Source organism: Sphingobium sp. RS1 (assembly GCF_056156825.1).
In genome coordinates, this window is record NZ_JBLZXE010000003.1 from 861,910 (window position 1) to 883,490 (window position 21,581).

A 21,581-nucleotide genomic window follows, 5' to 3' on the forward strand; every position below is an offset into this window, starting at 1 on the left:
ATGACGGAGGCGAGCAATCCGCCGATGCTGACCGGCTTCGGCAATCATCATGCGACCGAGGCGGTGGCGGGTGCGCTGCCGGTCGGGCGCAATTCGCCGCAGCGCGTGCCCTATGGCCTTTATGCCGAGCAATTGTCCGCAACGGCTTTTACCGTGGCGCGCGCGGATAATCGGCGGAGTTGGCTCTACCGCATGCGGCCCAGTGCGATGCACGGGCCCTTTGTGCCCTATGGCGGCGAGAGCCTGGTGCGCGGTGCGCCATGCGCGGAGGGAGCGCCGTCGCCCAACCGGCTGCGCTGGAATCCGCTCGATCTGCCGGCTGATCCTGTCGACTTCATCGACGGCCTTGTTACCTATGTGGTCAATGGCGATGTCGCGGCGGGCGTGGGGTGCAGCGTCCATCTCTACGCCGCCAACCGGTCGATGGTCGATCGGGCCTTGTTCAGCGCAGATGGCGAATGGCTGATCGTGCCACAACAGGGCCGACTGCGGATCGTTACCGAAATGGGTGTGCTGCCCGTCGCGCCGCTTCAGATCGCACTCATACCGCGCGGCGTGCGCTTCCGCGTCGAACTGCAGGATGGCGAAGCACGCGGCTATGTCTGCGAAAATCATGGCGGCCTGTTCCGCCTGCCGGATCTCGGGCCGATCGGCTCCAACGGCCTGGCCAATGTCCGCGATTTCGAAGCGCCGGTCGCTGCCTATGAGGATGTCGAGCGCCCCTGCGAGTTGATACAGAAATTTCAGGGTCGGCTCTGGTCGACCATGCTGGATCACAGCCCGTTCGACGTGGTGGCCTGGCATGGCAATGTCGCACCCTATCGTTACGATCTTGCTCGCTTCAACACGATCGGTACGGTCAGCTACGACCATCCCGATCCGTCCATCTTCACTGTGCTGACATCGCCCGGTGACAGCGCCGGCACCGCCAATATCGACTTCGTCATCTTTCCTCCGCGCTGGATGGTGGCGGAGGATACGTTCCGGCCGCCCTGGTTCCACCGCAATGTCATGAGCGAATTCATGGGCCTCATCACCGGCAAATATGATGCCAAGGCTGGCGGGTTCGCGCCGGGCGGGGCGAGCCTGCACAATATGATGTCCGCCCATGGACCGGATGTCGCGAGCCACGATCAGGCGGTCGTCGCGACGCTGAAACCGCACAAGATAGAGGAGACGATGGCCTTCATGTTCGAAAGCCGACTGCCGTTCACGCCGACAGGCTGGGCGATGGAAACACCCTTGCTTCAGGGCGATTATGATGCCTGCTGGACCGGTTTTCGCAAGGCCCAGCTAGCCGCAGACGAGGATGCGGCATGAGTTGGTGGACGACGGACGAAACCCATGATCCTGCCCGGATCAGTTGGGTAGATAGCGCGAATGGCCATGCCGACTTCCCGATCCAGAACCTGCCCTATGGCGTCTTTTCACCGGCAGGCGGAGAAGCGCGGATCGGCATCGCCATCGGCGACCGGATACTGGATCTGTTCGCCTGCGCCACTGCCGGCCTGTTGCCGGCTTCGGTTGCCCCGCTCTGCACGACCGCCATGCTCAACGGGCTGATGGAACTGCCGGTTGCCGGCCGGCGCGCGCTGCGCCGTCTGCTAAGTGATCTCCTGTCCGACCCCGCGCATGCGGATCGTCTTTCACCCATGCTGCACGACATGGCGGCCTGCGTCATGCACTTGCCGGCACGTATCGGGGACTATACCGACTTCTATGTCGGTATCCATCATGCCACCAATATCGGCCGGCTATTCCGGCCGGACAATCCATTACTGCCCAATTATAAATATGTGCCGATCGGCTATCATGGCCGGGCCTCGTCGATCCGCCCGTCCGGCGTCAATCTGCGTCGGCCTGTGGGGCAGCGCAAGCCACCCGAGTCCGACGCTCCGCTGGTCGGTCCGTCGGCGCGGCTTGATTATGAGTTGGAACTGGGCGTGTGGATCGGCGCCGGCAACGATCTGGGCACGCCCATTCCCATCGCGCAGGCAGCGGACCATGTCGCGGGCTTCTGTCTGCTCAACGACTGGTCGGCACGCGATTTCCAGGCCTGGGAATATCAGCCGCTTGGCCCTTTCCTGTCCAAGAGCTTCCAGTCGACCATATCGCCATGGGTGGTGACGAGCGAGGCGATGGCGCCCTTTCGCCCTGCGCAACCGCCGCGGCCGGACGGCGATCCGGCGCCCTTGCCTCATCTGTCCGACCCGCAGGATCAGGCGCATGGCGCGCTGGGCCTGACGCTGGAGGCCTATATCCTGACCGCAGCCATGCGCGCGCGCGGCGACGCACCGTTCCGGCTGAGCAGCGGCCCGGCCAGCAACATGTACTGGACCGTGCAGCAGATCGTCACCCATCATGCGTCCAATGGCTGCAACCTCAACCCCGGCGATCTGTTGGGCAGCGGCACCATTTCCGGGCCGGACCGGTCGGGCCATGGCAGCCTGATCGAACTGTCGGCAGGGGGCAGGGAGCCAATTGCGCTGCCCGATGGTGAGAGGCGCACCTTCCTGGAGGATGGCGACGAGATCATCCTGCGCGCGCAGGCTTCCGCGCCGGGTTTCGTGCCTATCGGTTTTGGCGACTGCCGGGCGATGGTGATGCCGCCGCTCTAAGCGCGGCGTCATAGGCAGCGATCAACCGGTCGAAATGCGCATCCTCATTAAAGCGGGTGCGCACATCGGCATGGCCCGCCGCGCCTAGCCGGCGACATAGCGCCGGATCGTCCCACAAGCGGCGCATCTGCCGGCCAAGGTCAGCGGCGTCGCCGGGGGTGAAATGCAGGCCGGTCACGCCTTCGCGCACCGTATCCTGCAAGGCGCCAATGCGTGAGGCGATGACCGGGACGCCATGCGCCATGGCTTCGGCCGCGACGATGGCGAACGTCTCGAACCAGAGGCTCGGGACCACCAGCGCCCGTGCGCCGCGATAGACGGCGGCCAGCGAAGCCGGCCCGCTAGTGATCGTTACCGGTACGCCTTGCGCCAGCAAGGGGGCGGGATCGCTGCCCGGCGGCCCCGCGACATGGATCGGCAGGTCCGACAGGCGCGCAGCATCGAGCAGGACGTTCAGGCCCTTTTCTGGCACGAAGCGACCGGCGAAGGCGAAATAGCTGCCGGCGGTCGGATCGACCGGATCGGGCGCAGCGGGGACGGCGCATTCGTTCACGCTGATCCGGTCGAGCGGCACGGCGGCGCGACGATGTAGCCAATTGCGACTGAAATCGGTCAGCACGATGAAGCGGCTGACATGGGCATAGAGGTTTCGCCGCTCCGCCACTGCGTGACGCAATGCGAAGGCGGCGCTTTCGGGCAGGCTGTTACGGCAATTACCTAGCAATGCCCGCTGCGTACCCTGATCGGTGCAGCGGGTGCAGACGGCCGCGCCATCATGATGGGTGGCGATCGGGCAAGTGATGCGGAAATCATAGCAGCTATGGACGACCGGCACCCCGGCACGGGCGCAGAGCGGGAACAGCCAGGGCGTGAGCAGCGGATAGAGTTCATGGCTATGCACGATGTCGGGCCGATCCCGCTCCAGCCGCGCCGCGAAATCACGCAACGTCGCAGCCGGGTAGAGGCCTTGCGTAAAGGCCGCCAGCTTTCCCGACAGTCCAGATGGAAGAGTGCGACTATCCTTCTCGAAAATATCGACATCCAGCCCGTGCCGGCGCGACAGGCCGATGGTCGCATCCCAGGCATTGTCCGCCCCGCCGCCACCGCGATGGCGATTGAAGACATGCAGGATCCTCATGCCACCTGCGCCGGTGCGAACCGCTCCGGGCGATAGGGTTCGCCGATCAGCGCCGCACTTGGCCGCTCGCCCGCCGCTTTTGCATCGATCATATGGCGGAACAGGTCGGCATAGGCGGCGACCACAGCATCCCAGCGAAAGGTGACGGCGGCATGCGCCTGCGCCGCCCGGCCCAGCGTCGCGCGCCGCTGCGGATCGGCATCCAGATCGCGGAGGATTGCGGCAAGATGCCCCGCTTCCTTGCTGAAATAGGGGGCGTTCGGCCCGACATTCTCACGATGGAAGACTACGTCGATCGGCACGCAGGGCGCGCCCCAGTGCATCGCCCGCAACAGGCTGGGATTGGTGCCGCCAACCTCATGCCCGTGCAGATAGGCGGCACAATGGCGATAGAGCGCGTTGAGCGCGGCGGATTCGAACACTCCGCCGACACATCGCACCTGCCCGTCATGCTCGGCCGCCACCGCGCGGGCATAGGCACTGTCATAGGGCACCGACCCGACGACGATCAGCGGCTTTGCGACGCCTGACGCCCGATATTCGCGGATGATATGGTCGACATTATTTTCCGGCTCCATCCGCGCGACGACTAGATAATAGTCGCCAGGCGTCACCCCATAGCGACCAAGCGCGGTTGTATCGGGTGGATCGCCAACCTCGCCCGAATAGGGGATATAGGTAGAAGCGGCGCCATATTCCTGGCCATAATAGACCTGCATCGCCCGCGAATCCGTGACCAGCCAGTCCGCCGCCCAGGCGCTGACCCATTCAGACCATTTATAATAAGCGCGCTGTACCCTGTTCCATTTGCGCCGTTGCCATCCCAGACCGTCGGTATGGACCAGCACCGGCACGCCCCGCGCGCGCAGCGGCAGTACGAACGGGCCGTTGCCCGGATCGACCAGGAACACCAGATCGAAATCGCGGAACGCGGCGTCCCATATCGACAGATTGCTGTGGACGATGCTTTCGAAACTCTTGCCGCCGGGCGCGGGCAGGTATCGGCACTGCACACCCTGCCAGATGGGTGGGCGCGCCTCATAATAGTGCGTCCGGCAATAGACGGTGACGTCCATGCCATGATCGCGCACCAATCCGGTTGCCAGTTCCTCCACCAGCGTCGAAAAGCCGCTATAGCGGGCCGGGATGCCACGATCGCCGATGATGGCGACGCGCGAAGGGCGGGGCGCGGGATCAGCCATGGGGCTTGTACCCGATCCAGATATCCTGCGTCATCCGCGCCTTCGGGCCGGGATCGACCTGCTCCACCCGCTCGAAGGCGGCGAGCAGATGATTGCGCACCCAGACCGGCGGATGGACGGCGAAATACCATTTCTTGCCCTCGGCAAAGCGGCTCTGGGTAATAATTTCGCCGCGCACATAGGCGTCCATTTCCTCCCGCCGGGTCAGCAGATAGCGATAATGGTCGCCATGGGTGGTCGCGATCATCAACCCGCCGGGGCGCAGCACGCGGTAAAGTTCGGCGGTCCAGTCGCGGTGCATATCGGCGGACAGATGGGTGAAGACGGAGAAATTATAGACCGCGTCGACGCTGTTGTCCGGCAGCGGCAGAGGCGGCGCCAGCCCATTCAGGGCAAAGTCGATGCCCGGCAGATGGGCGCGACACCAGTCGATCGTCGCCGCATTATAATCGGTGCCAATGAGCCGCGGTGCCCGGTTCGCCAGCAGAGCGGGCATATGACGGATCAGCCGTCCCGGCCCGCATCCCCATTCCAGCACGCGCAAGGACGCCGCATCGGGCAGCCGTTCGCGGATCAGTCGTGCGAACAGACCCGCATGGATCAGGCCCAGATCATGATAATCGGCCCAATCGACCTTGTTATAGGCGTCGAAGGCTAGATCGGCGGGCGGTACGGCAAAACCGGGATGGCGGTCGAGAAAAGCACGATTGCGCCCCGCCATCACCGTTCGCTTGCGCAGGAAGGCCATGCGATCGAACATGGGCAACAGGCCGAGCGACCGGGTGGCGCTGAGAATATGATATTTCATGCGTTCGTGCCTCCTTGTTCATTGGTGACGGCGGGTAGGTCGAACAGATGGCGGACATAGGCCCGATCCTGTCCGACAATGGCGATCAGCGGGAAAGGTGCGTCCGGCTGGGTCAGGCGGAAACGATTGGCGCGATCCTGAATCAAGTCGATCAGCACGGCGGCAACCACGCCTGCGCCAAGCCCCATGATGATGGCAGCGATCAGTAGCAATTTCGTCTGCGGCGCATCCGGCTTGTCGGGCAGGGCAGCACCCTCGACGATCTGGATCGCCGACGGCGCGGACTGGGCCGTGGCGGCCGTGACCGCCGCCGTCATCAGCTTGTCCTGCAACGCCAGATAGGTTTTTTCCAGCATATCATGGGCGCGACCGAGGTCATGGCTGTCCTTCATCTTCTGCGGGATGCGGTCGATCGTGGCACGGCGGGCACCGACCTCCGCCGACAGGGTGGCAAGGCCCGCACGATTGCCGGCCAGTTGCGCCTGCAACGCCGCCTGCCGCGCGCGCAGCGCGTCATAACCGCCATTGCGCGCGATATTGCTCTGCTGCACGCCACGCTGGGGCTGGCCAGCCAGTTGGCGACCGATCGCCGCGATCTGATCGTCCATATCCCGCACGTCGGGGGAGTCCGGACGGTAACGGACCAGCAACGCGTCACGCGTGGCGACCAGCTTCGCCTGTTCCTGCTTCAACTGGGCGGCGACCGGATTATCCTGCACCAGCCGGCTTGCGAGGATATCCCTAGGCTCGCGCGCGAGTTGAGCGCTAACGGCCGCCAGTTCGCTCTGGGCCGCCGCGATGGCAGTGCGCTTGGCGTCCAGTTCGGCCTGCTGGCTAAGGAACTGGCCGATCTCGACCTTGTCCTTCTCGAACATCAGCAGCATGTCATTTTGCGTGTAATAGCGCTCCATCCGTGCTTCGAGCAGGCGAAGGTCGGCGCGGGCGCGATCAGCCTCCGCCTGCAATGCGGCATGCGCCTGTCGTGCTTCATCGGCGAAGCGGGCGCGGCGCTGGGCGATATAGGTGGCCGCTACGGCATCGGCGATTTCGGCGACACGAGGGCTGGGGCCGCGTATCGTCAGAAGCGCGATATGGCTGTCGGGGATCTGCACCATGGCGACGCCAGTGCGGAAATCGTCCAGCGTACGGGCGCGCTCCACCGCTTGCGCGCTCGGCACATAGGGGGAGGGCGCACGGGGGAAGAGCGCCTCCTTGGTCCCTCGCCATGCGCGACCCGGCCAGCTTTGCGTCCACAGCCAGGTCAGATGACGCAGCGGCGGATGATAGACGTCGCCATAGCCAAGCCGCTGGTTGGCGATCACCTGTTTCAGCACCGGGCCGGACGTGGCGAGGATCATCTCGTCCTTCAGTGCATTGCGACGAAATACGGCCCAGTCGTCATAGAAGCTCTCGCGCTGTCGATCGTCGTCGGACACGGCTGACAAAGTGACGCTGGCCGAATAGACCGGCGGCCAGACGAGGATGTAGAGTCCGACCAAAGCGACCGTCAGCACCGTGATGGCGAGGATCAACCGGCGATGACTTGCGATAGCGAAGGCGGTGACCTGCCCCGCGCGCCGCAGGTCGAAACTGTCGGCCTCCGGTCGATAGGGCACGGCTTCGGGAAGGCCGGTCATCGGTCGATCTCCTGCAACAGGCGCAACTGGACATAGGGCGCCATCAACTGGCTGAGACCACCGAGCGGCGCATTGACATAGGTCTGGAGGAAGCGGGCGAAGCGGGCGCCGCCGCTTTCCTGCACCACGATGATGTCGCCCGGTTGCAATGGCACATTCTGGAGCGTCAGCAGCAGGCCGGCATGACCTCGCGCGTCGCTGCGCAGAATATGGGCGGTCAGGCGCCCGTCCGGGTCCAGCCGGATGAGCGCGACGTTGGAAAGGGCGGCGCCCTTTCCGGCATCACCCGCGACGATCAGCGCCTGTGCGGCGGTCGGCGCATCGCGCAGCGCGACCGGGCCGGGCCGATTGATCTCACCCGCGACGAAGACCTTGGCTTCGCGCGGATTGGCCACGGCAATGCTGACCTGCGGATCGCGCACCCTTGCCAACAGGCGTTGCCGCACTGCTGCCGCCGCCGCCATTGGGGTAAGGCCGGCGACGGCGATATCGCCCGATCGGGGCAGCGTCACCATGCCATCGGTCCGCACGGTTGCGCTGCGCGACAATTCGGGCATGCGGTCGACCAAGATTTCCAACTGGTCGCCGGGACCGAGCAGATATGCCTGTTCGTAGCGGGCGGTGGAGCGGATCAGGTCCGGCACGGCGGCGATGCTCTGTGGTGCAGTCAGGCTGGTCGAGCAGGCGCCGAGCAGGATCGGGATGAGCAGGATCAGTGCCGTGAGCAGGCTGGTGCGGGGGGCCGTCATGTCGATGCTCCTGATAAGTGCAGGCACGCGCGCATGGCCCAGGCGCGCGGCGAGAACGGGTTGGCGGCGCAGGCGCGAACCAGCGCGGCGCGCGCGCCGACGGCATCGCCTTCGTCAAGCCGCATCTGCGCCTGCGCGCGATGCAGTCGGGCAATGATCGCGCGGCGTCGTCGTTCGGGCGCGCCGGCATAATGGCGGCGCTCCAATATCCGCAGCATCGTGCCGACGACCTGGGGATTGGCCATCAGCCCCAGCGTATTGCGCAATTGCCCGGCGTGATAGCGAAAGCCGATCAGCATGTCCGGATCGAACCAGCCGGTCGCACCGATATCGCTCAGCCGGGTGAAGATATTCAGTTCGAACGGGAAATTGCCATGGCAATCGGCATCGACAAAGCCCGACCGGCGCAGCGCCTCTGTGCGGAAGACGGTGCCGGAAATCGGCGTGAAGCCGCTGCGCATATGGGTTTCTAGGATGGGGAATGGCCCGCCCCTTCGCCGCGTCCGGCCATGGGTGCGATGATAGGCGGTGGCCATCGCTGCCGATGGCCGCCCGTCTGCCTCCATCAGCCAGGGGTTGGCGACGAACAGCGCCGCGTCCGGCGCGGCATCGAGCGCAGCGACGGCGCGTTCCAGATAGTGCGGCGACAGCAGGTCGTCGTCATGCAGGATGCAGAAAAATTCCGCGGCGCCTGCTTCCCCGAACAGATAGCGACCCTGCCCATATTCGCCGCCATTCACCGCCTGCTGCACGAAGCGGAAGCGCGGATCGCCCAGCCCCTTTACGTAGGCGCGCACCGCCTCCCCCGCGCCACCGGGGGAGGCATTGTCGCTCACCACCGCGCGAAAATCGCGCAGGCTCTGGGCGCGCAGGCTTTCCACCGCTTCCCGCATCAGATCGGGTCGGTCATAGGTGGGGATGCCCACAAAGATGCGTTCAGAAGAAATGACGATGCGCCTTGTACCAAAGGAAGGTCTGGGCCAGCCGTTCATCCAGCCCCGCGCCCGGCGCCCAGCCCAGTTTCTCCGCCGCCAGCGCGGAGGAGAGATATTGGGCCTGAATCTCGCCATGGGCATTGTTGCGCACGTCCGGCTCCAGATCGGCGCGACCGGCAGCGGCGAGCGTGCGGCGGGTCAGGTCCAGTACGCTGACCGGCTCGCCCGTCCCGAAGTTGAAGGCGCGGCCCACGACTTCGGCATCGCCCATATGCTCTGCCAGCAGCAGGTATCCGCGCACGATGTCCTCCACGAACACATAGTCGCGCACCGGCGACCCGTCGGAGCGGATCACCGGCCGCGTTCCGTCGATCGCGGCGAGGCAGGTGCCCGGCACGATCCGGTTGCTGTTGAGGTCGCCCGGCCCGAACAGATTGCCGCAGCGCGTGATGGTGACGGGCAGGCGATAGGTCGCCGCATAGCTGAGTGCGATCAGGTCGGCGCAACTCTTCGACACGTCATAGGGATGGCGCCCCTGCAACGCGAAATCCTCCTGATAGGGGAGGAGGTCATGGTCGCCATAGGCCTTGTCGGACGAGGCGATGACGATCCGTTCCACGGTGGCGACGCGGCGACATGCCTCCAGCAGCACCCATGTGCCCTTGATGTTCGCCTCAAAGGTGGAGAGCGGATTGCGGTTGGCGACGCCCACGATCGCCTGTGCGCCAAGGTGAAAGACGGTATCAACCGCATATTCGTTCAACGCGCGCTCGATGACGTCATAATCCTCCAGCGCGCCCCGCACGACCTTGGCCCGGGCGACCAGTCCACCCGCCTGAAAGCGCGATTGCGGCACCATGTCGCGGACCAGCGCCACCACTTCCGCGCCCTCACGGAGCAATTCGGAGACGAGGCTGCCGCCCAGAAAGCCGGTGGCGCCGGTGACGAGACAGGTCTTGCCTTTCCAGAAGCCGCTCATGCCGCGCGCTCCTGCGGGCCATGGTCGCCGATCCAAGGCGGCGGCGTGCCGCCCGCCAGCATCTCGTCCGCCTCGATCACATCCTTGTAGCTGTCGAACGACTTGAAGAAGCCGCCATGGCGATAAGTGAAGGCGTCGCCCCGCGCGATCAGCGGTGGAATGATGTCACGTTCAAGATTGTCGCCCTGCCAGTCGTCGAAGACGGCCGGGTCCATCACCATGAAGCCGGCATTGATCCAGTAATCGGCGATCAGAGGCTTTTCGGCAAAGCGGGCAATGGCGCCATCATCCTCGACCGACAGCACGCCATATTGCGAATACATCGGCACCGAGGTGATGGTCAGCCGCGCGTCGTGGCTATTATGGAAGGCAACCACATCGGCCAACGGGACGTCCGACAGCCCGTCGCCATAAGTGGCGATAAACGGACCGTCGATCAGATGGCGGCAATTCCAGATGCGGCGGCCAGTGTCGGCATCCTCGCCTGTATCGACGATCTTTATGCTAGCGCCGATATCCTTCCCCTCGAAATAATCGTGAAGAACATCCTGCCGGTATCCAGCGGCTAATATGAATTCGTGAAATCCCTGCCGAATGAAATTCTTGATGACATGGACCAGAACCGGCGTGCCGCCCAATGGCAGCATCGGTTTTGGCAGATAGGTGGTGAAGGGAAAGGCACGGATGCCCTGCCCGCCGCACAATATGACGACCTTCATCTGTCGGTTCCTTTCTTCATCGATGGTAGGGTGAACTGGTCTGCACTTATGGTCGCGATGCCGATGCCGAATTCCGGCCCGGCGATGCCGCGCTGAATCAGAGGGGCGAGTCGCGTCTGCGCGACATGGCCGCCGAACCAGAGGCGGATATTGTCGCCATCGCGCAGCGCGCCGGGCGCCAATATCTCGCCATCGGTCCAGCCGGTACTGGCTCGGGTGAGCAAGGGCGCGGGGTCTTCGCGAAAATGGATGCCGTCGGCGGCGCGGGCATGATGGATCGCCACCTGCTGCCATGCGGGATCGGCGCCGGGGCTGACATGGGCGACCGAGTAGAAGAGGTCGATCGCTTCGTCCGCGTCGGCCAGCGCAGCGGGGGATGAATAGCCAGCATAGCCTTGCGCGGCGGGATAAAGCGGTCCCTGCGTGAGGATTTGGTCCGGGGCGGTGAAGTGCACCCCATCGGTCGACCGGATCAGGCCGATAGACTGGAGCGGTGGCCCGCCCCCCTCCCGCATACCCACGGCGGAGAAATAGAGCAGCAGTTCCTTACCGCGCACCACAAGCCCCGGCTCGCCGACCAGATAGCCGTTCCAGTCGCTCGCCCCGCCGGTGGCCTTCAGCAGCGTCCAGTCGGCGACCTTCCAGTTCGCCCCATCGGGCGACACGGCCAGGCCGATCGCCATGGGTGCTGGGTCGGGATCGGCATAGATGCCGGTAAAGCCCATCCAGTAGCGGCCGGCAAAGCGCACGACGCTGGGCGTCTCGATGCTGGCATAGGGGCCACCTTCCGGCGACAGCAGCGGCGTGGCGGGGGACAGGCTCCAATGCTCGCCATCGCGCGACACCGCGCGGAAGGGCAGGACGGGCGGCTTGAACGGCGCACCGGTGCTGCTCGTCATGTAGAGCGCATAGCCATGTTCCGTGCGCAGCGGGCTGGGATCGTTCCACAGCCCCTGCGGCCGCAACGATCCTGCCGCGATGACCGGCGCATCGCGACTGACCGTCCAGCCCGGCATGGGATCGGGGACAACAGGCGCCGGGGCGGGACTGGCGCATCCGGCCAGAATGAAAGCGATTGCCCCTGCTCCGTTCGCCCTGAGCCTGTCGAAGGGCGCAATTGCGAGAAATGTGGTCCTGCCGCCCATCAGAAGGCATTCCGCTGCACGAACGGCACGGCCAGCGTGCGCGCGACTATCTGAAGGTCCAGCCACAGCGACCAGCGGCGCAGATAGTCGATATCGTGCACGACCCGCTGCGCCATCTTGTCATGCGTGTCCGTTTCGCCACGCCAGCCGCTGACCTGCGCCAGACCGGTGATGCCGGGCTTGATCTTGTGTCGCACGGCATAGCGGTGGATTAGGGGGCGGAAACTGTCGTCCAGCGCGACTGGATGGGGGCGTGGCCCGACCACGGACATGCTGCCCGTCGCGACATTGATGAATTGCGGCAGTTCGTCGATCGATGTGCGGCGCAGCAGCGCGCCGACCCGCGTGACCCGGCTGTCGCACCGCCGCGCCTGCACGAAGGCGTCATCTTCGGCCACGCGCATCGAGCGGAATTTCCAGATGCGGAACGGCCGGCCATCCAGGCCGTAACGGGTCTGGCGGTAGAAGACCGGCCCGCGGCTATCCAGCTTGATCGCGATCGCGGCCAGCAACGCGACGGGCAGGATCAGCGGCAGGGCAATCAGGGTCAGGACGACGTCCTCCGCCCGCTTCACCCATCGCATATGCCCTTCGAACGGCGATTCCACGATGCTGACGACCGGCTGGCCATAGACATCGTCCCAGCGCCCGCCGACCAGATCCAGCCGGAACAAAGGCGGGCAATAATAAAGCGAGGCGGTGGTGTCGCCGAACCGGTCCAGGATCGCCTTGATCCGCTGCTCCGCCGCCATCGGCAATGTCACATAGATGCGGCTGACCGCGCCCGTGCGCGCCAGTTCATAAAGTCGATCGACCGGTCCGCCGAAATCATGCGGTGACAGGGCGACGGTGCGGTCATCCGACGGTCGGCGATCGTCGAACACGCCCATTGACTTGATGCCCATCCAGCGCTGCCGCGCGAAGATGTCGCCGAGCCGCTGTGCGGTTTCGGTCGCGCCGATGAAGGCGGCGCTGCGCTGGTCGTGGCCGACGCTGCGCCACAGCCGCAGGACGATGCGCATGACGATGTGGAACAGGATGATCGCACACAGCGATCCGCCATACCAGAGCGCCGCAGCCGGTACCCACAGGGGTGCCCGCGCCAGCGACAGATCGCCCAGCAGCGCGAACAGCGCCATGATCCCGACGAAACTGATCGACCAATGCGCGGTCAGGTCGGCCAGTTCGTGCCGCAACCGGACGATCCGCCATGACCGGCTGAGGTGGAAGAAGGACGCCGTCCATTCCAGCACGGCGATACAGAGCAAGGCGTCGATGATTGCCGGCCGGGGTGAGAACGGCTCCGTGGTGAGTGCCAGGCACAGCAGGATCAGCCCGGTATCGACCAGTCGGCACAGCCGTACGAACAGCGCGCCGAACTGCTGGAACATTCCGCTCGTCCTGAAATCCGCATCCCATTGGTGGGTCGGCATGGTGCCAGCGCTCCTTGTTCAAGTAAATATTTCTATATTTCACGTAAAATATGTAATTCCTAAATATAAAACCTCATAAAATACCTATTTATTGCCGAATCAAAATCCATCTTCAATTAGATGAAAACAAAAATGAGATGTGAGTCATACATGCATTAACCATGTATTTATTGAGTGTGCCATTTTGTGACATAGAGATTTTGGCATGTTGCAGGCGGGTATGATAAATATATTATTTCAATTGTTCTGATTATTTCGATTCGATCTGACTGAGTTCGGATCGTTATCTTTAACTGGACCGGAAAAGGGGCGATCGGCCGGATGCTGTGCATATGGGGCTATCACCGGGTTGATCCCGCCGCTGCCTGGAATGGCGGCATCGGATTCTCCCGCTGCCTTGGCTGCGGCGCGGAACTGGTGCAGCGCCCCGGCGCTGGCTGGGCACGGGTGCCGCGCGGTTATGCGGTCGTCTGGCGCCCTGCGACACAGCAACCCGCGTTGATGGCAGCTCGGGCCTTTCCCCGACCATCCCCGATTGCCCGCCTGTCGCAGCGGGCAGGACAGGCGCTCGATCGCCTGCGTAGGCCCGTGCAACAACCTTCGCGCAGCTATCGCTATCTGGCGGGCCGGATCGGCGATGCCCGGACAATGGTGCTGAGCGCGCTGTGCGATGCCGACGCCGCCAATGAGGCAATGTTGCTGCTCGCTGCGATGGTGCAGGAGGAACGGGGCGGGCGGGTGCTGCTGATCGACGCGACCCTCGCCGACCAGGGCATCAGCACGTTATTGGGTGGAAAAGGCGATCAGGGCCTGTCCGAAGTGCGCGACGGCGACCCTTGGTCCGCCGTGGAATCGATGCGCCTGCTGACGCGGCCGAACATGGTCTTTTTGGGCGCAGGGCTCAATCCTGCTGCCGGACGGCCCGATCGGATCGCGACGATCCTGCCTTTTCTGGTTGAACGGTTCGACCATATCCTGATCCAGCAGCGAGCCATCGGCAGCGACAGCCGCAATCTGGCGCTGGCGCGCGCCGCCGATCTGGTCTGGACTCTGGCGGAAGAAGGGCGATCACCGATGGCGCGCCTGACGGACGCGCAGGCGGCCTTCCACGCCCATGGCATTGTGTCAGCGGGCCTGATCCTCACGGTGCCTGCTTATGGCCGCTGAGGCGATCCAGCCCGGTCGTGCGCTGCTGGCGACGGGAATGGCAGGGGCTGCGGCCCTTGCCGTCGCGGCGACCTTGTGCTCCGGGCGCGGCCCCGCGCTCGCAGCCGTCGGCGTCGTGGCGCTGGGTGGCGTGCTCTGGGCCAGCGGTAATCCCCGGCTGACCTGCCTGTGGGGCGTTGGCCTCACTGCGCCGCTCGGCATCGCCAAGCGTTTCCATCCCATGCCCCATATGGGCGGAGCGGGCGCCTATGCTATCGAGGTCGTCGATCTGTTCCTGCTCGCCCTGCTGCTGTTCCAGTGGCGCGGCGCCCGGCGTGGCGGCCCGCCGCTGGTCCTGCCCACGCTGGCCTGTGGCTGGATCGCGATGATCCTGTTCGGCCTGATCGACGCGCTGACCGGCCCCTATCGCCAGCTCGCGCTGGTGGAGGCGGTGCAAATGGCCAAGTCGCTGGCCCTGTTCCTGCTGCTCATCGGCGAACTAACGCGAGTGCGCCGCTTCCTCCACCTTTTCGCGGCGCTCGCCCTTGGCCTTGGCCTGCAAGCCGCTGTCGGCATCGCCCAATATGCGAAGAAGGGCGATATCGGCCTGCAATTTCTGGGCGAGGCGACGATGACAACGCTCGAATATGCCAATCGCGCGACCTATATGGATGGCGGCGCCACCTTCCGCATCGGCGGGCTGCTGGGCCATCCCAATATATTGGCCGGCTATATCGCGATGCTGGCACCGCTGTTGCTGGCGATGCTGATGACGCGCTTGCCGACGCCCCGGAAGCTGGCGATCGGCGCGGTGCTGGCCATGGCGCTGGCCGCGCTGCTGCTCACCCTGTCGCGGTCGGGCTGGCTGGCCTTCGCTCTGGCTGTGCCGGTCGTCGTCGGCCTGATGCTGCGCGACAGGCGATCGCGGCAAAGGGCGCTGATGGGCACGATGATTGCGCTTGCAACCGGCATCGTCGCCGCGCTGGCCTTCGCCCCGGCGATCGTCCGGCGCTTCACCCAGAGCGATCCGGGCGCGGTCGATTTTCGCTGGGACTGGATGGGCGTCGCCTGGGCGATGGTGCGCGATCATCCGTTGCTCGGCGTCGGCCTCAACAGTTTCGTCCAGCATCTGCCCGGCCGCACCAGCCATGGCGGGACGGACGGACTGACACGCAGCTTCGGCGCCAATTGGCCGGTGGTCCATGATATCTATCTGCTGATCTGGGCGGAACAGGGAACGATCGGCTTCGCCTGTTTCCTGCTGTCGCTGGCCGGCCTGCTGCGGATGGCATGGCGCAATGCGCGCCACTGCGCCGATCCGCTGCTCTTCGCGCTCAATGCCGGGGCGCTGGCGGGCCTCTGCGCCAATCTGCTCGACGGCCTTGGCAGCTTCTTCCTGCGCCAGATGCCCGGTGCGCGCCTGTTCTGGATTCTCGCGGCGATCATCGTCGCGATCAATCTCTGGCAACGGCGCAACGAGAGGCTGACATGAGCCGCCTCCTGAAAAGCAGCGCCACTCTGGCCGTCGGCCGCGTCACCCTCTCGGCTATGCGCATGGCCGCCGCGCTTATCGTCGCGCGGCTTGCGGGGACGGAGGATTTCGGCGCCTATGCGCTGCTACTGAGCCTCATCGGCCTTGCCGAATGGCTGGTCGATTTCGGCCAGACCGACATGGCGGTGCGCAACGCCGCGCGCCGGCCAGGGCGACAGGCGATGGTATTAGCCGCGTTGGCGCGCGCGAAGCGGGTGCAGGGGCCGGGGATCGCCCTGTTGCTGCCGCTTGGACTGTGGCTGGCAGGGGGAAACAAGATGATGCTGGCCGGCTGCGCGGGGAGCGTGGCGGTGATGGCGACGGCGGTGATGCAGCCGGCCCGCGCCGTGCTGCGCCTCGCGCTGCGGATGGACCGGGATATCGGCGCGGAACTGGCCGGCGTGGCGCTGATGCTGCCGCTGCTGGCGATCGCCTGCCTGTATAACGCGCCGCTGCCGCTGCTGATCGCCAGCTTCGCGCTGGCCCGGCTGGTTCAGGCGGCGCTGGCCGTGCATTGGGCAAGGGCGCCGATCCAGTCCACCACCCGCCGCCTGCCCGCCGTCCGGCTCGCCCGGCAAGCGCTGCCGCTCGGCTGTGCCGGTCTGCTGGTTCTGCTCTATGACGCGCTGGCGCCTCTGCTGCTTGCCCGCCTGCTCGATATGCGCGCGGTCGCCCTCTACGCTGCGGCGGCACGTTTCATCATGCCGGTGCTGGTCGCGGTGCAGGCGGTCGCCAGCGCTGCTTTCCCCCTCATCGCCCGCGACTGGCGCCGCGATCCCGCTAATTTCAGCCGGACGCAGCAAGGCGCACTCCTGCTGTCGGTGGCCTTGGCAGCCCTGATGTTCGCCGGCATCCATGGCGGCGCGACCTTCCTGATGGGGTTGATGGGGCCGGACTTCGTCGCTGGCGCACCGCTGCTGCAACTCATGGCCTGGACGCTGCTGGCACGCGCTGTCACCACGGCCATGTCCCCGCTGATCGTCGTTGCCGGACGGCAGGGGCGGGCTATGCTGCTGACCATATTTTCGCTGACCGGCCAGTGCGCCGCCCTGTTCCTGCTGGTGCCGGCGCTGGGCGTGATCGGCGCGGCCTGGGCCTGCCTCTTGGTCGAACTGTCGCTTGGCACCGTCGCGGTCAGCTGGATCGCGCAGCAGGTCACGGGCCTGACGATCGACTGGCGCCCGGTCGTCGCCCTGATCGGCGGCGCCATCACATCTGCACTGCTGGTCAGCGCCAGCCCGCTGGCCGGCAGCCTGATCGGCGGCATCATGGCTGCCGCCATCCTGCTGGGCCTCATCGCGCTGTCCACGCCCAGATGGCGTCCTCTGGCAGGAGGTTTCGCATGACCCCTCGGATCGCTATCGCCTGCCCCGGCGTCGGTCTTGTCCAGCGCGGCTTCGAACGCCTGTTCCGCGACCTGTTCGATGAAATGCGTGGCGACTTTCCCATGACCCTGTTCAAGGGCGACGGTGAGGCGCGCGCAGATGAGATCGTCCTGCCTTTCCTCCGGCGCGGTGGGCGGGCCATCCGCTACCTGCCGCTTCACCGGCTGATAGGTCGCACACCGATGCACGCCGAATGTCTGACCTTTGCGCTGGCGTTGCTGCCGCATCTGATCGGTGGGCGCTACGACATCGTCCATGTGATCGACCCGCCGCTGGCGCGCCTGCTCTTTCATCTGCGGCGCGCGCTGCGCCTCAAGTTTCGCCTCCTCTATACCGAGGGGACAGCGATGCCGCCGCGCGACTATCCCCCTTGCGACCTGTTGCACCAGATTTCGGCGGCGACGCTGGCGGATGCCGTGGCGCAGGGCCATGACCCGGCACATATGGCGCTGCTACCCTGCGGCTATCGTCCCGAACGCTTCATCGCCAGCGCCGACCGTGCCACGCTGCGCGCCCGGCACGGCATCGCGCCGGACCGTTTCGTCATCCTGTCCGTTGCAGCGCTCAATCGCGGGCATAAGCGGACCCCTCATCTGATCGAAGAGGTCGCGCAGATGCCCGGCGACCCGCTACTGTGGCTGGATGGCAGCCTGGACCATGGCGATCCGGACCTGCCGGCCTATGCCCGCGCGAAACTGGGCGACCGGGTGCGCGTCACCCATGTGCCCAGCGCGCAAGTGGCGGACCTGTTCGTGCTGGCCGACGTTATGCCCCACGCCGCGACCTTCGAAGCCTTCGGTCTCGCCGTCGTCGAAGCGGCGGCGGCGGGTCTGCCGGTCATTCTGCATGATGCGCCGCATTTCCGCTGGCTGCTACCCAACCCCGCCTGCTGGATCGACATGACCGCGCCCGGTGCGCTCGCCGCGCTGCTCACACATATGGCTACCGATCCGATCGAGCGCGATCGCCGGCTGATGCAGGACCATGCCCGCACCACCTATGACTGGGCGGCGCTGCGCCCGGCCTATGCCGCTCTCTACCGGAGCATGAAGCCATGACGCGCCTCGCCATCATCATCGTCAACTGGAATGTCCGTGATCTGTTGCGCGACTGCCTTGCCGCCATCCCGCAGGCGACATGGCGTCCGCCCGGCGCCATCGAAACCATCGTCGTGGACAATGATTCGGCGGACGGCAGCGCGGCCATGATCCGCACCGAATTTCCCTGGGTCCGCCTGATCGAAAGTGGCGCCAATCTGGGCTTCGCCGACGGTTGCCAGCTGGGCTATGAATCCACCGACGCGCCCATCATCATGCTGCTCAATCCCGATACGGTGGCCGATCCCGGCGCGATCGCTGCGATGCTGGACACGATCCTCGCCGACCCGAAGATCGGCATCGTCGGATCGCGCCTGCGCAACAGCGACGGCAGTTTCCAGCGCGCATCGGGCGGCGCCTTCCCGACGCTCGCCAACCTTGGCTGGAACTATCTCTTCCTCAACCGCCTGCTGCCCCGTCGCTGGGCGCCGCCCGCCGTCTATCTGGATGACGACCCGCAGGGCATCCGCCCGATCGACTGGGTGTCCGGCGCCTCGCTCACTTTCCGCCGGGACGCGGTCGGCGTCCGCATCTTCCACCCGGCCTTCTTCATGTTCGGCGAGGATATGGAACTCTGTCACCGCGTGGCGAAGGCCGGCTGGCGCGTCCTCTATTCCGCGCGCCAGACCATCACCCATCATCATGGCGCCAGCTTCGCGCGCCAGCCCTCGCTGGAAATCCTTGCCAGCGTCTACAAGGGGCCACGCTTCTTCTTCCGGCAAAGCCATGGGCCGATCGCCCGGATCGCCTATGACGCCATTCTTTTCACCGGCTACGCAATCCGCTGGGTGGGCTTCAGCCTGCTCGCTGTGCTGCGCCCCGGCCGGGGCCATGGCGCGATGGCGCGCTTCAGCCGAACCTATCTGGCCGCCATGGCCGCCACCATCTTCCGACAGAAAGGAGCGACGCGATGAACAGGGGTATCAAGCGTATATTGGTGACCGGCGGGGCCGGTTTCCTGGGGTCGCATCTGTGCGACCGGCTGGTCGCGCAGGGGCATGACGTGCTGTGCGTCGACAATCTCTTCACCGGATCGAAAGCCAATCTGACCCAGTTGCTCGGCCGGCCCAATTTCGACTATATGCGCCATGACGTGACCTTCCCCCTCTATGTCGAGGTGGACGAAATCTACAATCTGGCCTGTCCGGCCTCGCCGGTGCAGTACAGCATCAATCCGGTCCAGACGACCAAGACCAGCGTCCATGGCGCGATAAACATGCTGGGCCTCGCCAAACGCACCGGCGCAAAGATCCTGCAAGCCTCCACCAGCGAAGTCTATGGCGACCCGGAGGTCCATCCCCAGCAGGAGGATTATTGGGGCCATGTGAACCCCATCGGCCCGCGCGCCTGCTATGATGAGGGGAAGCGCTGCGCCGAAACCCTCTTCTTCGACTATCATCGCGAAGGGCGGGTGCGGATCAAGGTTGCGCGCATCTTCAACACCTATGGCCCGCGCATGGACCCGGCGGACGGGCGCGTCGTCTCCAACTTCATCTGCCAGGCTTTGCTGGGCCAGCCCATCACCCTCTATGGCGATGGGCAACAGACCCGGTCCTTCTGCTATGTCGACGATCTGATCGACGGGCTGATCCGGCTGATGGGTAGCGAGGACGCCGTGACCGGCCCGATCAATATCGGCAATCCTGACGAATTCACCATGATCGAACTGGCCGAGATGATCCTGGCGCTGACCGGATCGCACGCGCCGCTCATCATGCGCCCCTTGCCGGCCGACGATCCGCGCCAGCGTCGCCCGGATATCGCCCGTGCGCGCGAAACGCTGGGCTGGGAACCGACGGTGCGGCTGCGCGAAGGGCTGACCCGCACCATCGCCTATTTCGACGGACTGCTGAGCGGCGCGGCCAGCCCTGTGCTGCCGCTGGCGATGCCGGGCGAGATCATCCTGCCGCCCGCCTATCCGGTCAACCGGCTGGGGGTGTAACCGGCGGACAGCCGGACCTGCGCGATGCCGCCCATGTCACGGCATTTTCCAGCATGGTGACATAATGGGGATCGGCATAGGTTTCCGGGCGATGGCCGATGCCGGAATAGAAAACCCGACCCTTGCCGACGCAGCGGGTCCAGGCGATCGGATGATCGCCCATGGCCAGTGCGCCGGGTTTATAGCTGCCCTCGTCCAGCGTAGCGACAACCGCGCTGCCGGGCCGAGGGTTGGCGGTGAAGCTGTACCATTCGTCGTTCATCACCCACTCGGCCGGCAATCCGGCCGCGATCGGATGGTTGCGCCCCTCGACCACGACCCTGGCATCCTGAAATTGCGGGTCCATCGGGTGTCCGGCAAATTGCGCACCGACCAGCGTGTCGACATACCAGGGCCAGAAGGTCGACGGATCGCCCGATGATCCGTGCACCGCGACATAGCCGCCGCCCTGTTCGATATAGGCTTTGAACGCCGCCCGCTGCGCCAGCGTCAGCACATCGCCGCTGACATTGTTCCACACTACGGCGTCGAACTGGCGCAACAGGGCAGGTGTCATCACGCCGCCCTTGTCACTGACCACCACGGCCCAGCCCTTGCGCTGCGCCATCGCCTGAAAGGCGGCACGGGCGGCATCGACCGAGGGGCCGTCGCGAAAGCCGTTGATCTTCTCGAAGATCAGCAGCCGAGGCTTGCCCTTGGGCAGGGTGATCGCCGGGCGGTCGTTATCATAACGGGCGCAGCGCGCTACCTTGTCCGCCGCCGTCACCGGCAGGGCGCGCAGCTTGGCGTCCAGCGCGGCCATCTTGTCGGCGGGCAGATTCTTCATTTTCGCCAGCGCCTTCAGGTTCAGGATCGCTGCGAAGGTCGGCGCCTGCGTCGTGAAGAAGCGCGGGGGCAGGGCGGTGAAGACTTCGGGCGCGCCGGCCTCCAGCGCCGCCTTGGCGGGAGGGCTGAGCAAAATGTCCACGATCGGCGATTCAGTGGAAAGGGGCGCGTCGTGCAACGGGCAATCGGTGACCGGTCCGGCCCACGCGCCCACAGGCACCAGCGCCAGCAACAGGGCCGCGCTAACGGCCAAAGCATTTTTCATGTCCCTCTCCCACGCTTGTCGCATTCG

Annotated in this window: 19 protein-coding genes; 8 read left to right on the top strand and 11 right to left on the bottom strand. The window is 65.3% G+C overall.

Annotation, left to right across the window (positions count from 1 at the left end):
• Both hmgA and fahA read left to right on the top strand, forming a co-directional pair.
• Window positions 1-1,320 carry a homogentisate 1,2-dioxygenase gene (hmgA, locus tag ACNHGR_RS23805; RefSeq protein ID WP_475289415.1) on the top strand — a complete coding sequence of 440 codons (1,320 nt, stop codon included), beginning with the start codon at window positions 1-3 and terminating at the stop codon, window positions 1,318-1,320.
• A complete protein-coding gene (gene fahA, locus ACNHGR_RS23810; RefSeq protein WP_475289417.1) occupies window positions 1,317-2,618 on the top strand; it encodes a fumarylacetoacetase in 1,302 nt (433 codons plus the stop codon). Before hmgA ends, fahA begins: the two co-directional genes overlap by 4 nt.
• Here the strand turns inward: fahA and ACNHGR_RS23815 are convergent.
• The 10 genes from ACNHGR_RS23815 to ACNHGR_RS23860 are packed head-to-tail and all read right to left on the bottom strand — an operon-like array spanning window position 2,572 to window position 13,363.
• Window positions 2,572-3,756: a glycosyltransferase family 4 protein gene (locus ACNHGR_RS23815; RefSeq protein WP_475289418.1), complete on the bottom strand. Its 1,185-nt coding sequence runs from the start codon at window positions 3,754-3,756 to the stop codon at window positions 2,572-2,574. The two genes, fahA and ACNHGR_RS23815, sit on opposite strands and share 47 nt — an antisense overlap.
• A complete protein-coding gene (locus tag ACNHGR_RS23820) occupies window positions 3,753-4,958 on the bottom strand; it encodes a DUF1972 domain-containing protein (RefSeq protein WP_475289419.1) in 1,206 nt (401 codons plus the stop codon). The genes ACNHGR_RS23815 and ACNHGR_RS23820 overlap by 4 nt, the downstream gene beginning before the upstream one ends.
• Window positions 4,951-5,766: a methyltransferase domain-containing protein gene (locus tag ACNHGR_RS23825; protein ID WP_475289421.1), complete on the bottom strand. Its 816-nt coding sequence runs from the start codon at window positions 5,764-5,766 to the stop codon at window positions 4,951-4,953. The genes ACNHGR_RS23820 and ACNHGR_RS23825 overlap by 8 nt, the downstream gene beginning before the upstream one ends.
• Window positions 5,763-7,403: a GumC family protein gene (locus tag ACNHGR_RS23830; protein WP_475289422.1), complete on the bottom strand. Its 1,641-nt coding sequence runs from the start codon at window positions 7,401-7,403 to the stop codon at window positions 5,763-5,765. Before ACNHGR_RS23830 ends, ACNHGR_RS23825 begins: the two co-directional genes overlap by 4 nt.
• Entirely contained in the window at window positions 7,400-8,152 is a 753-nt protein-coding gene (locus ACNHGR_RS23835) for a polysaccharide biosynthesis/export family protein (protein WP_475289424.1), read from the bottom strand. Before ACNHGR_RS23835 ends, ACNHGR_RS23830 begins: the two co-directional genes overlap by 4 nt.
• Window positions 8,149-9,144, bottom strand: coding sequence for a glycosyltransferase family 2 protein (locus ACNHGR_RS23840; RefSeq protein WP_475289426.1), 996 nt, complete (start codon window positions 9,142-9,144; stop codon window positions 8,149-8,151). The genes ACNHGR_RS23835 and ACNHGR_RS23840 overlap by 4 nt, the downstream gene beginning before the upstream one ends.
• Window positions 9,089-10,066, bottom strand: coding sequence for an NAD-dependent epimerase/dehydratase family protein (locus ACNHGR_RS23845; protein WP_475289427.1), 978 nt, complete (start codon window positions 10,064-10,066; stop codon window positions 9,089-9,091). The genes ACNHGR_RS23840 and ACNHGR_RS23845 overlap by 56 nt, the downstream gene beginning before the upstream one ends.
• The gene (locus tag ACNHGR_RS23850) at window positions 10,063-10,785 is read right to left on the bottom strand and encodes a nucleotidyltransferase family protein (protein WP_475289428.1); all 723 of its coding nucleotides are present in this window, start codon (window positions 10,783-10,785) and stop codon (window positions 10,063-10,065) included. The genes ACNHGR_RS23845 and ACNHGR_RS23850 overlap by 4 nt, the downstream gene beginning before the upstream one ends.
• On the bottom strand, window positions 10,782-11,930 hold the full coding sequence (locus ACNHGR_RS23855) for a glycoside hydrolase family protein (RefSeq protein ID WP_475289430.1): 1,149 nt from the start codon (window positions 11,928-11,930) through the stop codon (window positions 10,782-10,784). The genes ACNHGR_RS23850 and ACNHGR_RS23855 overlap by 4 nt, the downstream gene beginning before the upstream one ends.
• The gene (locus tag ACNHGR_RS23860; protein WP_475289431.1) at window positions 11,930-13,363 is read right to left on the bottom strand and encodes an undecaprenyl-phosphate glucose phosphotransferase; all 1,434 of its coding nucleotides are present in this window, start codon (window positions 13,361-13,363) and stop codon (window positions 11,930-11,932) included. Before ACNHGR_RS23860 ends, ACNHGR_RS23855 begins: the two co-directional genes overlap by 1 nt.
• A 321-nt stretch (window positions 13,364-13,684) precedes the next feature.
• Here ACNHGR_RS23860 and ACNHGR_RS23865 point away from each other — a divergent pair, with 321 nt between their 5' ends.
• From ACNHGR_RS23865 to ACNHGR_RS23890, 6 genes are read left to right on the top strand one after another with little or no spacing between them, the layout of a single operon-like run.
• Window positions 13,685-14,530 carry a P-loop NTPase family protein gene (locus ACNHGR_RS23865; protein ID WP_475289433.1) on the top strand — a complete coding sequence of 282 codons (846 nt, stop codon included), beginning with the start codon at window positions 13,685-13,687 and terminating at the stop codon, window positions 14,528-14,530.
• Entirely contained in the window at window positions 14,520-16,001 is a 1,482-nt protein-coding gene (locus tag ACNHGR_RS23870) for an O-antigen ligase family protein (RefSeq protein WP_475289434.1), read from the top strand. The genes ACNHGR_RS23865 and ACNHGR_RS23870 overlap by 11 nt, the downstream gene beginning before the upstream one ends.
• Window positions 15,998-17,386: a lipopolysaccharide biosynthesis protein gene (locus ACNHGR_RS23875; protein WP_475289435.1), complete on the top strand. Its 1,389-nt coding sequence runs from the start codon at window positions 15,998-16,000 to the stop codon at window positions 17,384-17,386. Before ACNHGR_RS23870 ends, ACNHGR_RS23875 begins: the two co-directional genes overlap by 4 nt.
• Window positions 17,383-18,483, top strand: a complete 1,101-nt coding sequence (locus ACNHGR_RS23880; RefSeq protein WP_475289437.1) for a glycosyltransferase family 4 protein — start codon at window positions 17,383-17,385, stop codon at window positions 18,481-18,483. The genes ACNHGR_RS23875 and ACNHGR_RS23880 overlap by 4 nt, the downstream gene beginning before the upstream one ends.
• On the top strand, window positions 18,480-19,436 hold the full coding sequence (locus ACNHGR_RS23885; RefSeq protein ID WP_475289438.1) for a glycosyltransferase family 2 protein: 957 nt from the start codon (window positions 18,480-18,482) through the stop codon (window positions 19,434-19,436). Before ACNHGR_RS23880 ends, ACNHGR_RS23885 begins: the two co-directional genes overlap by 4 nt.
• Window positions 19,433-20,464 (top strand): UDP-glucuronic acid decarboxylase family protein, encoded by a 1,032-nt coding sequence (locus tag ACNHGR_RS23890; RefSeq protein WP_475289440.1) that lies wholly within the window; start codon window positions 19,433-19,435, stop codon window positions 20,462-20,464. The genes ACNHGR_RS23885 and ACNHGR_RS23890 overlap by 4 nt, the downstream gene beginning before the upstream one ends.
• Here the strand turns inward: ACNHGR_RS23890 and ACNHGR_RS23895 are convergent.
• Entirely contained in the window at window positions 20,445-21,554 is a 1,110-nt protein-coding gene (locus tag ACNHGR_RS23895) for a ThuA domain-containing protein (protein WP_475289442.1), read from the bottom strand. The genes ACNHGR_RS23890 and ACNHGR_RS23895 overlap by 20 nt on opposite strands.
• Window positions 21,555-21,581: the final 27 nt, after the last annotated feature.